At 61.1% G+C, this 14,141-nt stretch carries 15 protein-coding genes; 3 read left to right on the top strand and 12 right to left on the bottom strand.

The window, feature by feature from the left end:
- Positions 1 to 34 precede the first annotated feature (34 nt).
- Positions 35 to 928 carry a phytanoyl-CoA dioxygenase family protein gene (locus PRI8871_RS03005; RefSeq protein WP_108884693.1) on the top strand — a complete coding sequence of 298 codons (894 nt, stop codon included), beginning with the start codon at positions 35 to 37 and terminating at the stop codon, positions 926 to 928.
- A 33-nt stretch (positions 929 to 961) separates the two neighbouring features.
- Here PRI8871_RS03005 and PRI8871_RS03010 read toward each other — a convergent pair whose 3' ends face one another.
- Genes PRI8871_RS03010 through PRI8871_RS03025 form a run of 4 tightly spaced genes read right to left on the bottom strand, consistent with a single transcriptional unit; the run spans position 962 to position 3,185 of the window.
- Entirely contained in the window at positions 962 to 1,654 is a 693-nt protein-coding gene (locus PRI8871_RS03010) for an RraA family protein (RefSeq protein ID WP_108884694.1), read from the bottom strand.
- 12 nt (positions 1,655 to 1,666) lie between these two features.
- The gene (locus PRI8871_RS03015; RefSeq protein ID WP_245897752.1) at positions 1,667 to 2,011 is read right to left on the bottom strand and encodes an AzlD domain-containing protein; all 345 of its coding nucleotides are present in this window, start codon (positions 2,009 to 2,011) and stop codon (positions 1,667 to 1,669) included.
- Positions 2,008 to 2,712: an AzlC family ABC transporter permease gene (locus PRI8871_RS03020; protein WP_108884695.1), complete on the bottom strand. Its 705-nt coding sequence runs from the start codon at positions 2,710 to 2,712 to the stop codon at positions 2,008 to 2,010. Before PRI8871_RS03020 ends, PRI8871_RS03015 begins: the two co-directional genes overlap by 4 nt.
- Positions 2,709 to 3,185 carry a hypothetical protein gene (locus tag PRI8871_RS03025; protein ID WP_108884696.1) on the bottom strand — a complete coding sequence of 159 codons (477 nt, stop codon included), beginning with the start codon at positions 3,183 to 3,185 and terminating at the stop codon, positions 2,709 to 2,711. The genes PRI8871_RS03020 and PRI8871_RS03025 overlap by 4 nt, the downstream gene beginning before the upstream one ends.
- 138 nt (positions 3,186 to 3,323) lie before the next feature.
- Here PRI8871_RS03025 and PRI8871_RS03030 point away from each other — a divergent pair, with 138 nt between their 5' ends.
- A complete protein-coding gene (locus PRI8871_RS03030; protein ID WP_108884697.1) occupies positions 3,324 to 5,105 on the top strand; it encodes an IlvD/Edd family dehydratase in 1,782 nt (593 codons plus the stop codon).
- A gap of 90 nt (positions 5,106 to 5,195) precedes the next feature.
- A complete protein-coding gene (locus tag PRI8871_RS03035; protein ID WP_108884698.1) occupies positions 5,196 to 5,933 on the top strand; it encodes an SDR family oxidoreductase in 738 nt (245 codons plus the stop codon).
- A 52-nt stretch (positions 5,934 to 5,985) separates the two neighbouring features.
- Here the strand turns inward: PRI8871_RS03035 and PRI8871_RS03040 are convergent, their stop codons facing one another.
- From PRI8871_RS03040 to PRI8871_RS03075, 8 genes are all read right to left on the bottom strand, one after another.
- The gene (locus PRI8871_RS03040) at positions 5,986 to 6,906 is read right to left on the bottom strand and encodes a DMT family transporter (protein ID WP_108884699.1); all 921 of its coding nucleotides are present in this window, start codon (positions 6,904 to 6,906) and stop codon (positions 5,986 to 5,988) included.
- On the bottom strand, positions 6,906 to 7,628 hold the full coding sequence (locus PRI8871_RS03045; protein ID WP_108884700.1) for an SDR family oxidoreductase: 723 nt from the start codon (positions 7,626 to 7,628) through the stop codon (positions 6,906 to 6,908). The genes PRI8871_RS03040 and PRI8871_RS03045 overlap by 1 nt, the downstream gene beginning before the upstream one ends.
- Before the next feature lie 31 nt (positions 7,629 to 7,659).
- Positions 7,660 to 8,721 carry a Gfo/Idh/MocA family protein gene (locus tag PRI8871_RS03050; RefSeq protein WP_108884701.1) on the bottom strand — a complete coding sequence of 354 codons (1,062 nt, stop codon included), beginning with the start codon at positions 8,719 to 8,721 and terminating at the stop codon, positions 7,660 to 7,662.
- Complete coding sequence (locus PRI8871_RS03055) at positions 8,721 to 10,211, bottom strand: UxaA family hydrolase (RefSeq protein ID WP_108884702.1); 1,491 nt, start codon at positions 10,209 to 10,211, stop codon at positions 8,721 to 8,723. The genes PRI8871_RS03050 and PRI8871_RS03055 overlap by 1 nt, the downstream gene beginning before the upstream one ends.
- Positions 10,212 to 10,245: 34 nt before the next feature.
- Positions 10,246 to 10,557 carry a hypothetical protein gene (locus tag PRI8871_RS03060; protein WP_108884703.1) on the bottom strand — a complete coding sequence of 104 codons (312 nt, stop codon included), beginning with the start codon at positions 10,555 to 10,557 and terminating at the stop codon, positions 10,246 to 10,248.
- An 11-nt stretch (positions 10,558 to 10,568) separates the two neighbouring features.
- Entirely contained in the window at positions 10,569 to 11,657 is a 1,089-nt protein-coding gene (locus PRI8871_RS03065; RefSeq protein ID WP_108884704.1) for a mandelate racemase/muconate lactonizing enzyme family protein, read from the bottom strand.
- A 130-nt stretch (positions 11,658 to 11,787) separates the two neighbouring features.
- A complete protein-coding gene (locus tag PRI8871_RS03070; protein ID WP_108884705.1) occupies positions 11,788 to 13,383 on the bottom strand; it encodes a TRAP transporter large permease in 1,596 nt (531 codons plus the stop codon).
- A gap of 2 nt (positions 13,384 to 13,385) precedes the next feature.
- A complete protein-coding gene (locus tag PRI8871_RS03075) occupies positions 13,386 to 14,135 on the bottom strand; it encodes a TRAP transporter small permease subunit (protein ID WP_245897754.1) in 750 nt (249 codons plus the stop codon).
- Positions 14,136 to 14,141: the final 6 nt, after the last annotated feature.

Below are 14,141 nucleotides of genomic sequence, written 5' to 3' on the forward strand. Positions count from 1 at the left end.
ACCATGGCTCGGGAAACGCGAGAGGAGGCGCAAAATGCTTACGAAAGAGCAAAAGGAATTTTGGGAAGAGAACGGCTATCTGATGGTCGAGGACGTGGTCACGCCCGAACAGCTGGCCAAGATGCAGCAGATCACCAACGATTATATCGAAGCCTCGCGCAGCGTGACGGCCAGCAATGACGTCTACGATCTGGACAAGGGGCACAGCGCCGAAACCCCGCGCCTGACCCGGATCAAACTGCCTCACAAGCAAAACCCGTATTTCTGGGAAATCCTAACCAAGTCCGGCGTGACCAAGGTTTTGAACGAACTGCTGGGGCCGGACACGATGATCCTGACCTCAAAGCTGAACACCAAAGCCCCCGGCGGCGGCGCGGCGGTGGAATGGCATCAGGACTGGGCCTTTTACCCGCACACCAATGACAACCTGCTGGCCTTTGGCCTGATGCTTGAGGACGTGGGGCTGGAGAACGGCCCGCTTCAGGTGATCCCCGGCTCGCACAAGGGTCCGCTGCTTAGTCACCATTGCAACGGCGTCTTCGCGGGCGCGGTCGATCCGCAAGACCCCGAGTTTGAGCGCGACAAGATCGTGACCCTGACCGGCAAGGCGGGCAGCATGACGATCCACCACGCCCGCACGCTGCACGGCTCGGCGCCGAACACCTCGGACCGGGCGCGTAAGATCCTGTTCTATGAGCTGGCGGCTGCGGATGCGTGGCCCTTGGTCGGGTCGAACTCGTATTTCCACCGTCTCAGCCAGTATGACTTTATGAAGGATCTGGAGGATCGTTGCGTGACCGGCGCGCCTTGTCTGACACCGCGCATCGAACAGGTGCCTGTGCGCCTGCCGTTGCCGCCCGCGCCGGACAACACCTCGATCTTCAAGACCCAGCAAAGCTCGGGCGTGAAATCGGTCTATGCCATGTAAAGTGAAAGGCCCGGCGATGTGCCGGGCCTTTTGTTATTCGTAGGACACCTGATCCGAGGCCAAAAGCGCCTCGATGCTGGGTGGAATAACCAAACCGTCGCGCACCTCGGCGTCTAGCGCCATCTCGGCGGCGGTCACGGCCTTCAGCCGTTCAATCACGGCGTCGATATTGGCGAAGGGCACAACGACCACGCCGTCGCGGTCGGCCACGATCATATCACCGCTGGCCACGGTTTGCCCCGCGATTTGAACAGGAAAGCCCACGGTGCCGGGGCCTTTGCCAAAGGGCGAGGCGGGGTTTAGTCCAGTGCACCACGCGGGCAGGCCCACATCGACAATGCCCGCGTAATCACGCATTGGGCCGTCGGTTACAAAACCGGCAGCCCCCGCATTGCGGAAGAACCCGCACACGCGATCCCCCGCCGCCGCGCAGCCTTGATGCCCCGCGACTGAGGAAATCATCACATCGCCTTTTTCGACGAACTTGATCGCGCAGAGCGTGGCCAGCAGATCGGCAGGGCCGTTTTCCGCCGTCAGGGCAGGGCCTGCCGCAACGCAGTTCAGATCACGGCCAAAGCCGATGGGCGCAAGACCCGCAAGCGCGCCTTTGCCGTCCATCGCATCGCAGACAAAGCTGGTCGGCACGCCCTGGAAGGCGGCGATCTGTTCGGCGGTCGGGCGATTGCGTTTGGTGTTGATGCGGATCAGGGGCGGTTCTTCGATCATTGCGGCTCCTCCCTAGAGCAGTGATGCGATGAATTGCAGGGCGTATAGCGTGCCCATCCCGGCCACGATGGCCCCGATCACGTTGACGCGCAATCCCACGACAAAGGCCGCAGCGGCGGCGACAAAGCGGATCGGGTCGAACATGCCATCGGTGGCGGCGGGCCAAAGGACTTGCGGTGTGAAGAGGGCCGGGAACACGGCCACACCCACATAGCGCAGATGCAGCAGCGCCCAGTCTGGCAATTGCCGCCCGCCGAAAAGGCCCAGAAACGAAAACCGAATGATGAATGTGCCGATGCCCAGAAGAATTGTTACCAGCCAAAAGGTTCCGTTGTCGATCAGGGGCGCCTCCATCATGATGAGGCCCTCCGCTTGAGGTACAGCTCGGCCTGAGCGCCAGCGACCATTGCCAGCGCGGCGGCGACGATGATGCCAAGGCTCCACGGCAGCCAGCCAAAGGCAACGGATCCGGCCATCGACACAAAGACGGCGATCAGATGCGGCAAACTGCGGATCAGCGGCGCGGTCAGGGCGATGAAGCAGACAGGCACCGCGAAATCGAGGTGGAAAGAGGCAGGTATGGCTTGCCCCACCAACGCCCCGGCCAGTGATCCGCCGTACCACCACGGGCAAATCATCGCCATCGCGCCGAAGTAATAGGCCAGCTTTGCGGCGGGCGACATCTCGGGGCGGTCTTCATAGGTGCGCACGGCCACGGCAAAGGCCTGATCGACCATCAGATAGGCGGCCAATGCCCGGACAGACAGACGCGCATGGCCGATGTGCGGGACCAGAGCCGCCGAATACATCGCCATACGCAGGTTCACGGCCAAGGCGGTGAACAGGGCGATGAACACCGGCGCGTTGTCTTGCAGCAGGGCCAGCGCGGTAAACTGCGATGCTCCGGCGATCACCAGAACTGACATGGACATGGTTTGCAGCACGTCCAGCCCGGCATCACGGGCCACGACGCCGAACAGGGTGGAATAGGGAACCACAATCACCACAAATGGCGCACAGGCCCAAAAACCCGACCAGAAGGCCGCGCGGGGCGTCATTCCTGCCCGCGCATCTGAATCGCCAGCTTGGTCAAGGCCAGACCGGCGGCCGCCGCCTGACAGCGGGCCTTTTGCAAAGTGATCGCCTCGGCCGGTAGATCTGAAAGCCCCGCCAGTTCTTCGATCCGGTCGCATTGCAGCAGATTCGCCAGCAGGTCGTATTTCACTTCGATCCCGGCAATGGCGGTGATCTTTTCATTGCCCTTGGCGCGGATCGCGTCCAGACGCGCGGCAATCCCGCCGGACCAAGTGTCTTTGGCCTCGATGTAGCACAGGGTCGCGGCGGCGGGGGCATCGTCCGCGGGATAGCTGTCACAGAAGGCGTGCTGTTGCTGCATGCATTGCGCGGCAGGTTGGTTCGCGGCGATTTGCGCCTCAATACAGGTGTTATACGCGGCCAAATCGACTTCGGCGAAAAGCGGCGTGGCCATGCAAAGGCACAGGCCAAGCGTGGCCCGGAAAACTGCGGTCATTCGGTCTCCTCCCAGAGCGACAACGCGGGGTGATGCGGTTTGCTCTTGCATTTGGTATACCAAATGCCGAAGCTGTCACAAGTCCGGAGTCGCGTGCGGTTAGCGCGAACACTCCGTTGGGAGGAAACGAGGAAGAGAATGAGCGATACCCGAGCGAACAAGCGGTTCCGCTCGCAAGAGTGGTTCGACAACCCCAACAATCCGGGGATGACGGCACTTTATGTGGAGCGTTATCAGAACCAAGAATACACCCGCGACGAGCTTCAGGGCGGAAAGCCCGTGATCGGCATTGCCAACACCGGCAGCGATCTGGCCCCTTGCAACAAAATCCACGTGTTCCTGATGGACCGGATCAAGGCGGGCATCCGAGCCGCTGGCGGGATTCCGATGGAATTCCCGGTGCATCCGATTCAGGAAACCGGCAAGCGCCCCACCGCTGCGCTTGATCGCAACCTGTCGTATCTGGGTCTGGTCGAGGTGCTGCACGGCTACCCGATTGACGGCGTGGTGCTGACCACCGGCTGCGATAAAACCACTCCGGCGATGCTGATGGGCGCGGCGACGGCAGATCTGCCCGCGATTGCGCTGAACGGCGGTCCCATGCTGGACGGCTGGTGGAAGGGCAAGCGCGCCGGATCGGGCACGATCATCTGGGAAAGCCGCCGCCTGCTGGCCGAAGAAAAGATCGACTACGAAGAATTCATGAGCCGCGTGTGCTCATCTGCCCCGTCGCTGGGCCATTGCAACACGATGGGCACCGCCAGCACGATGAACGCCATGGCCGAAGCGCTGGGCATGTCGCTGACCGGCAACTCGGCCATTCCGGCCCCGTTCCGCGAACGGATGGCCATGGCCTATGAGACCGGCAAACGCATCGTCGAGATGGTTTATGAAGATCTGAAACCGTCTGACATTCTGACCCGCGAAGCGTTCGAGAACGCGATTGTGGTCAACGCCGCCATCGGCGGCAGCACCAACGCCCCACCGCACCTTCAGGCGATTGCCCGCCATGCCGGGGTTGAGCTGAACGTGAAGGATTGGGAAACGGTTGGCTATGATGTGCCGCTGCTACTGAACATGCAGCCCGCTGGCGAATTTCTTGGCGAAAGCTTCTTCCGGGCGGGCGGCGTGCCTGCGGTGATGGAAGAACTGCGCAAGGCGGGCCGCATCCATGAAGGCGCGATGACCGCCACGGGTAAAACCATGGGCGAAAACGTCACTGGCAAAGGCACTGAGGACGAGGCCGTCATCAAGACCTATGACAAGCCGATGCGCGTGAATGCGGGCTTCAAGGTTCTGTCCGGCAACCTGTTTGACAGCGCGCTGATGAAGACCAGCGTGATTTCCGCCGACTTCCAGAAACGCTTCTTGTCGAAGCCGGGGATGGAAGGCGTCCACGAGGCGCGGGCCATCGTGTTCGAAGGCCCCGAGGATTATCACGACCGGATCAACGATCCGTCGCTGAACATCGACGAACACTGCATCCTGTTCATCCGCAACGTTGGCTGTGTCGGCTATCCCGGCTCGGCCGAGGTGGTGAACATGCAGCCGCCGGACGCGCTGATCAGACAGGGGATCAACCACCTGCCGACGGTTGGCGATGGCCGCCAGTCGGGCACTTCGGAAAGCCCGTCGATCCTGAACGCTTCGCCGGAATCGGTTGTGGGAGGCGGCTTGGCCTATCTGAAAACCGGTGACACGGTGCGGCTGGATCTGAACGCCAGCACGATGAATGCGCTGGTCGATGATGCCGAATGGCAGGCGCGGATTGATGCCTGGGAAGCGCCCGAGATCCGCAGCCAGACACCGTGGCAGGAAATCTATCGCACCCATGTGGGGCAATTGTCGGATGGCGGTTGTCTGGAACTGGCGACGGCCTATCAGAAGGTCGCCAAGGATCTGCCGCGCGACAACCACTAAGCGTTGAAAAGGGGGGGGCTCTGCCCCGCCCCTGCCTGACGGCAGGGACTCCCCGGGATATTTAGGGTCAGAAAAGGCCCAGGAGGAGCGATGAGCAAGACGATTATCATCACCGGCGCCGGGCGCGGCGTGGGCAAGGCGACGGCTTTGGCATTCTTGGATGCAGGCTGGCGTGTGGGTTTGGTGGGTCGCACGGCTGCCCCGCTAGAAGAACTGGCAGCAGCCCATGAGGGCGCATTGGCGCTGCCCTGCGACGTGACCGATGAGGCCTCGGTCGAAGCGGCGTTTGAGAAAGCCTATGCCGAATGGGGCCATCTTGACGCGCTGTTCAACAACGCGGGCGTGTCGATGAAGGGCGCACCGATTGACGAGCTGTCGGTCGACGATTGGCGCAACCTGATCGACATCAACGTGACCGGCAGCTTCATCGCCGCGCGGGCTGCCTTTGGCATCATGCGCCGTCAGGATCCGCAAGGCGGGCGCATCATCAACAATGGGTCGGTCTCGGCCTATGTGCCGCGCTGGGGCTCAGCGCCTTATACTGCGTCGAAACATGCGATCACCGGCCTGACCCGCACCATTAGCCTTGATGGCCGCCCGTTCAACATCGCTTGCGGTCAGATCGACATCGGCAACACGCTGACCGATATGGCCGCCAAAATGACCCAAGGCGTGCCGCAGGCCGATGGGTCCATCGCGATTGAGCCGGTTATGGATGTGTCGAACGTGGCCAATTCGGTGCTGCATATGGCGAACCTGCCGCTTGAGGCAAACGTTCAATTCATGACGGTGATGGCGACAGCTATGCCGTTTATCGGGCGCGGGTGACTGCGTCCAAACTCCCCGAAGACTGGAAGGGCCGCCCTTGGGCGGCCCCTTTTTATTCGTGGGGCGCGCGGCGCGGATCGGGAACCGTGGCGGGACGGCCTTTGGTGCGTTCGCGCCACCAGATATAAAGGCCCGATGCCATGATGATCAGCCCGCCGCCAAAGGTCCAAGGCGTGGGCCATGTGCCGAACACAAAGATCCCGGCGATGGCGGCGAACAGCAGCTGCGCATAGACGGTGGGCGCAAGGATCGACGCCTCGGCCAGCCGGTGCGCATAGGTGGCAAGGATGTGGCCCACTGCGCCAAAGCAACCGATTGCGACCATGATACCATAGGTGAAGGGCGCATCGGGCCAGACCCAGACCTTGGCGGCGAAGGGCGCAACGGCGATCATGGCAAGGCCAGAGGACCAAAGCTGTGATGTGGCGTTGCTTTCAACGCCCGCCAGCATCCGCGTCATCACCATATAAAGCGAGGCCGAGGTCAGCGCGATCAGCGAATAGATCATAGCGGGGTCAAACTCGGCCCCCCATGGCTGCATCACCACCAGAACGCCGCCAAACCCGACGCAGACCGCGAAAATCCGGTGAATGCCCACCCGCTCGCCCAGCAATGGGATCGACACCAGTGTCACCACAATCGGCCCGGCGAACATGATCGTCGTGGTCAGGGTGATCGGCAAATGTTGCAGCGCAAGGAAGTTGAACGAGGTGCTGCCCAACAGGAACAGCGAGCGCAGGAACTGTTTGACCGGCGCGTTGGATTTCAGCGCCTCCGTCCCTTCGGTGGGCAGGTAGACGGCCAGCGACAGGGCAAAATGCACGAAATACCGGCAGAATACGATCTGCATCGCCGCCATTCCGCCCGCCGACAGCCATTTCGCCGATGTATCGATGCAGACGAAAAAGCCCACGGCGAGGATCATGATCCAGACGCCGAGGGCGGTTTTGTCTTGTCGCGGGGCGACGACCATTAGGCGGCGGCCCAGCCACCGTCGATCACATGGGCCTGACCCGTGGTGAACGCAGATTCGTCCGAGCCAAGGTAGACGGCAAGGTTCGCGATTTCCTCAGGCGTGCCGATGCGGCCCATGGGTTGGCGGGCGATGAAAGCTTTCATTGCGCCCTCATAATCACCCGTGGCGCGCAGGCGGTCATGCAGGCTGGGGCTGTCGACTGTGCCGGGGCAGATGCAGTTGCAACGGATACCCTTGGTCACGAAATCCACCGCGACCGATTTGGTCATACCGATGACAGCGGCCTTTGAGGCGCCATACACAAAGCGGCCCGGTGCCGCGATGATCGAGCTGGCGACCGACGCGACGTTGACGATAGCACCGCCGCCACGTTCCACCATGCCGGGGATCGCGGCCTGCATCGAGTGGAACTGCGCGCGCACGTTCAGATCGAAGGCAAAGTCGAATTCGTTTTCCTTGGCCTCAAGGATGGTGCCTGCGTGCACAAAGCCCGCGCAGTTGACCAGAATATCGGGCGCGGCCTCGGCCACGGCCTTTTGCAGCGCGTCCTTGTCGGTGGCGTCCAGCGCAAAGGTGGTGCAGTCCAGCCCGTCCAGCAACTCGGCTTTCAGGTCGGTCGCGGTGACGATGGCGCCTTCGTTGATATAGGCCTGCGCGATGGCGCGGCCGATGCCTTGGCCAGCGGCGGTGATAAAGGCGCGTTTGCCTTGCAGTCTCATGTCAGTTCCTTCTTCTTCAAACGTCGGGGTCTTAGACCCCGGTATAATCGCCCGGCACGTCGCACGCCTTCACCGGGCGGCCCTGTTTGCCGGAAAGGGCGGTGGCCAGCGTCATCTCCATGGCGGCGATGCCGTCATGGCCGGTGCATAGGATGCTATCCTCGGCCCCGCCAACCACATCGGCGAACCGTTCGACCTGCGCCAGAAGCGGGTCGATCTTGGCAAAGCTGGGGGCATCGTTGCGCAGCAGGGGCTTGGACCATTCAATTTCGCCGGGACCAGACCGGCCCCAAAGCGTCAGCGACGGGAATTCAAGCGCGCCTTCGGTGCCAACGATGCGGATATAATCCTGACCCGAGGCCGCAATGATCGGGTTTTCGGCGCTGGCGGCCTCAAAACTCCAAGGCGATGCACCGGCGTCCGAAATCAGGATAGACCCCAACGCGCCATTGTCGAACCGGAAGGCCATGGCGGCCGTGTCTTCGATCACAAAGCCACGGCGCGCCGAGGACAGCATCGCGGTGACTTCGCTCATCTCGCCCACGAAAAAGCGCAGCAGGTCGATTTCATGGGTCAGATTGGTCAGCAGGGGGCCCGCGCCGGGCATCCGCCGCCATTCGGCATCGTAATAGGTGTTGTGCTTGCGCAGGGACCACAACCCCTGAATGCCCACCAGATCGCCGATCTGGCCCAAAGCCTCACGCGCGGCGATGGAAAACGGGTGGCAGCGGCGATGGTGCCCTGTGAATAGCGGAATGCCCTTGGCCTCGGCCTCGGCCACCAGTTTGCGGGCATCATCCAGCGTGCCTGCGGTTGGCTTTTCGACAATCACCGCCCACCCGCGCGACAGGGCCGCAAGACCGCTGGCGCAATGATCCTGCGTTGGGGTTGCGATGATCGTGGCGCGGGTGCGTTCCGGCACCTCGTCAATCGAGGCGACGACCGGCAGGCCCATGCCTGCCAGTTCCTTTCGGCGCGCTTCAAACGGTTCAACGATGGCGGTCAGATCGACCTTGTCTGACAGGTTCGACACCTCGATATGGCGCATCCCGATGGATCCGCCGCCAATCACACAAAGGGGTAGTTTCGTCATTACATCACCGATCCAACAAGCCATGGGACAAATTCATAATCGCCCAAGCCCTCAAGTTCAGACTTGGTTTTCTCGCCCGAGGCCATGCGCAGCCACATCTCATAGATCTCGCGGCCCACGTCTTCGACGGATGCGCCCTCGGTCAGAATGCGGCCTGCGTTCACGTCCATGTCGTCGGTCTGCTTTTCATACATGACCGAGTTTGAGGCGACCTTCATGCAGGGGCTGGGTTTGGATCCAAAGGCAGACCCGCGCCCGGTGGTAAAGCACACAAGGTTACAGCCCGATGCGATCATGCCCGTGACGCTGGCGGGGTCGTAGCCGGGGCTGTCCATAAAGGTGAAGCCCTTGGCGGTGACCTGTTCGGCGTATTTGTAGACACCGGTCAGCGGGGTAGTGCCGCCCTTGGCCGCCGCGCCAAGCGACTTTTCCAAGATCGTCGTCAACCCGCCCTTTTTGTTGCCGGGGCTGGGGTTGTTGTCCATCGAGCCGCCGTTGCGGGCGGTGTAATCTTCCCACCAATGGATCAGGTCGATCAGCTTTTCGCCCACCTGCTGCGATGTCGCGCGGGCGGTCAGAAGGTGTTCGGCGCCATAAACTTCGGGCGTTTCAGACAGAACGCCGGTGCCGCCTTGGGCCACCAGCAGATCGCAAGCATAGCCGACAGCGGGGTTGGCGGTGATGCCGGACCACGCGTCCGAGCCGCCGCATTCCAGCCCGACCATCAGGTCAGAGGCAGGGCATTTGGTGCGGGTGGCTTTGTTCACCTCGGGCAGCATCGCCTCGACCATCTTGATGCCGTGTTCGACCGTTTTTCGCAGCCCGCCCACATCCTGAATGTTCATCGGCTGGAACAGCGGGCCGGTTTTCAGGCCATATGCCTCAACCAACCAGTCGATCTGCATCATCTCGCAGCCCAGACCTGCCATCAACACGCCGCCCACATTGGGGTTGCGGGCATAGCCCCACAGCACGCGTTGCAGGAATTCGAAGCCCGTGCCATCGCCGCCCATGGCGCAGCCGGTGCCATGCACAAAGGCGACTACACCATCCACATTTGGATAGGTGGCCAGCTTGTCATCGGTGAAATGTTCCGCAATGCGCCGCGCGGCCGTGGCCGAGCAGTTCACCGAGGTCAGAATAGCGATGTAGTTGCGTGTACCAACGCGGCCCGTGTCGCGGCGATAGCCCATGAAGGTGTCCTGCTTGGCTGGCGCGGGGGCCGGGCGCAGATTGGTCGAGAACTCATAGGTCATATCGACATTGCGGAATTCAAGGTTGTGCGTGTGAACATGCGCGCCCTTGGCGATATCCTCGGCGGCATAGCCGATCAGCTGCGCGTATTTCAGCACCGGAGCGCCCTTGGCGATATCGGCGGTGGCCATCTTATGGCCGCGCGGGATCATCTGGGTAGCGCCTTCATCGCCCACTTCCAGCGGGGCAATTGCAGTGACGACGTTGTCGGCTTCGGACAGGCGAACAGTTTTCATGGGTGCGGTCTTTTGTAGGTTGAATGGGGGTCTATCAGGCGCAAACAGGGGGGACGGAGGTCCAACAGTGGATGGAGATATGGTTTTGGGGCGCAAGGCGCGTGCGGGCCACGTCCCGAAGGGTTTTCCATACTGGCCATTCACGCAGTTCGCGGGCCTGCGGGCTGTGCGCGCGGGCGGCATCTGCGGGGGGCACGTTGCTGTTGGCCTGCCATTCTGCGTAAAGCCCGTCGATCAGCCCTTGGTATTCGGCTTTGACGGCGGTCAGGACGTCAGGCGACAACGTATTTTCGATCCCGAGATAGCCTTGGGTGTTGAACTGGTTGATCTGGCTTTGTCTGAACATGGCGGAATCCTTCAGGCCCTGCGGGATTCAAGTCTGTCCCAATCGAAAGCCACGCCATGTCCCGGCCCTTCGGGGGCGATGGCGTGGCCATTTTCGATTAGAAGCGGGGTTTTAACATAGGCCTCAAGCCCGAAGCCATGGGCCTCAAGATAGCTGCGGTTCGGGCAGGCGGCCAATAGCTGAACGGTGATATCATGCGCGCCATGGCTGGTGACGGGCAGGTGGTGGGCTTCGGCCAGACGGGCGATTTTCATAAAGGGCGTGACGCCGCCGCAATTGGTGACATCGGGTTCCGGAAAGCTGACACCGCCGGTTTCGATCACGGTCTTGAAGTCCCATAGGCTGCGCAGGTTTTCCCCCGTCGCCACTGGGATGCCGCCTTCGGTCTGCACGCGGGCGTGACCGGCAGGATCGTCGGGCGGGATCGGTTCTTCGAACCATGTCAGGTCAAAATCCGCAAAGGCGCGGGCGGCGCGGATCGCGCCTGCCACGGTGTATTTCATATTGGCATCGGCCATCAGCGGCATGTCTGCGCCAAAAGCATCGCGCATTGCAGCCATTTTGGCCACATCTTCGGACAGACGGTCACGTCCGACCTTCATCTTGATCGCGCGGTGGCCCTTTTCGAAATTGGCATGGGTTTGGGCGACCAATTCTTCGGGCGACAGGTCAATGTCGATCCCGCCGGCATAGCAGGGCACGCGCGGATCATACCCGCCGAGCAGCCGCCAAAGCGGCAGGCCGGCGCGTTTTGCCTTCAGATCCCACAGCGCCATATCAAGGGCTGACAGGGCCAGAACCGTCGGGCCGCCGCGACCGCCATAGTGAAAGGTCCACCACAGGTCTTTCCAGATCGCCTCGATCAGGTCGGCATCTTTGCCAGTGACATGCGGGCCCATTTCCCGGCTCAGGATATTGGCAATGGCACCGCCATTGACGCCGCAGGTAAAGGTATAGCCCGTGCCCATCGCACCGTCGCGATCGGTGATGCGAACGGTGACCACTTCGAAATCCGACATTTGTCCGTGCATGGAATCCTCAAGCGTGCGGGGCAGGGGGATCAGGTAGTGGTCGGTCTGGATATGGGCGATGGCCGGCATGATTGGTTTCCTTGGATTGGGGCGCTGCCCCGTCCGCGCCTTTGGCACGGACTCCCCGGGATATTTGCGGTCAGAAAATACGGGTAAGTGAAAAGGGCCGGAGCGTTGCGCCCCGGCCCTCAGGGCTGTGTTACAAGAACAGCGTGATGATCGGCGGCCAGATCAGCAGCACCGACAGCGCCAGCAATTGCAGGACGATGAAGGGCAGGAAGCCGCGGAAGATGTCGGTCAGCGAGATATTCGCCGGGGCGACGGACTTCAGGTAGAAGGCCGCGGGGCCGAACGGCGGGCTGAGGAAGGACACCTGCATGTTCATACAGAAGACCACACCGAACCAGACCGCAATGTAGCGCGGCTCAACATGGCCGAGCCAGCCGATTTCATCTGCGGGCAGGCGCAGAACGATCGGCAGGAACACCGGCATGATCAGCAGAACGATGCCGACCCAGTCCATGAACATCCCCATGATCAGGAAGATCACCATCATCACAAGGATAATGCCCATGGTCGGAAGTTCCGCGCCGACGATCAGGTTGGCCACGTAGTTCGGACCGCCCGCAAGGGTGTAGGCGGCAGCCAGTGCAGCAGCGCCGATGGTCACCCAGATGATCGTGCCGGTGGACTTCAGCGTGCGCATCAGGCTGTCCCAGACGATGTCAAAGGTCATCTCGCGGCGGATTGCGCCGATTACGAAGACCGCGACAACGCCCATACCAGCCGCTTCGGTGATGCCGGTGATGCCGCCGTAGATCGAGCCAAGCACAACGCCGATCACGATGGTCGGTGCCAGCAGGCCCTTGCCCATTTCCCAACCCTTGGCCGAGGTTTCGCGGCCAATGATGACGAAGACCAGCAGCGCCGAGAGTACGAAGGCCCCAATGATGTAGGGAATGTCCGACACCATTCCGAGGAAGATCGGGTCAACGCCTTCGGTCACTGTGTTCATGCCAGAAACCGTAAAGAACAGGTTGCGCAGCAGCAGAACGCCGGTGATCCACATGGTAAACCGTGCGAGGAAGCCCAGGAACATCTTGAACTTTTCAACCCCATGCGCGGCGTCCGGGTCTTCTTCGGGCAGCGGTGCCTTGGACGGGTCAAGGCGCGTCACCACGATGATGTAGATAATGAAGAACGTCGCCAGCATGAAACCGGGCAGGAAGGACGCGGTGAACAGCGCCTTGATCGAGGTTTCGGTGACCAGACCGTAGAAAATCAGAACGATCGACGGCGGGATCATCGTGCCGAGCGAACCCGACGCACAGATGGTTCCGATTGCGAGGTTCTGATTATAGCCCAGACGCAGCATTTGCGGCAGCGCGATCAGGCCGAGCAGAACCACTTCGCCGCCAATGATGCCCGACATGGCGGCCATGATAACGGCCATGATCGAGGTCACGATGGCGATACCGCCGCGCGTCCGGCTGAGCCACAGGTTCAGCGAGGCATACATATCGCGGGCAATGCCGGATCGTTCCAGAAGGGCCGCCATAAAGATAAACAGTGGCACCGATATAAGAACGTAGTTCGTCATCTGGCGATAGACCGCCTGTCCCAGAACCGAGAAGGGGCCTTTGCCGAAGGTCTTGAACAGGATGTCGACGTCGAATTTGAGGACCAGCGTCACGACGGCCAAAAAGGCCGACGCAAAGCCGAGAGGCATCCCGATGGCCAGCAATGCGAACATTGCCAGCAATAGGATCAAGCTGAGAGTGCCGATATCGACCATAGTTATTTTTCCTCCAGCGTGCGGCGGAGCGCTTCGATTTCGTGCTCGTCAGGTTCGTCCGTGTGGACTTCGGGTTCTTTGTTCCAATCGGCGATCAGGTTTGACACGGCCTGAATGCAGACAAGAACGATGATGAACAGAATGGCAGGCTTGACCGTGCCGGGGATGGGCGGATCCCACGCGGTGCCGAAGGTTTCCATCCGCATGAAACGCGCTTCGGCGTCCAGATAGCCGCCCCAGACAAGGGCAAAGGTGAAGATGACGATCAGGCCAACCGAAATGACATCGGCAGTCTTCTGCATCCAGCGGGGCATCAAGTCATAGATGACATAGATGCGGATATGGCTGCGCTGCTGCATGGCGTATTGGCCAGCAAACAGGAAAATGAAGGCCGCGATCCAAAGCGATAGTTCATTCGCCCAAAGCGTGGGGCGGTTGAAGGCGTAGCGGGCGACCACTTCGTAGAACATAACGATCACGATCAGCGCGATCGAGATCATCGCCAGACGGCTGCATACCAGCGACACATAGTCGAATAGGCCGTCGGGACACGGTTCAATGGCGCCGATGGTGTCGGACAGATAAATCGAAGCAAACAGCAATGCGCCGAAAATACTATACAACATGATCGAAACCAGAGGCTTGCCTGCGGGGCGGACCATGTCATGCATGCCGATTGGATCGGACGATATGAACTGGTTGATGACCAGCCACAGGAAAATAACGCCGGTCAATGCGGAAAATCCGATCATTGCCAT

The organism is Pseudoprimorskyibacter insulae, assembly GCF_900302505.1.
Taxonomy (GTDB): Bacteria; Pseudomonadota; Alphaproteobacteria; order Rhodobacterales; family Rhodobacteraceae; genus Pseudoprimorskyibacter; species Pseudoprimorskyibacter insulae.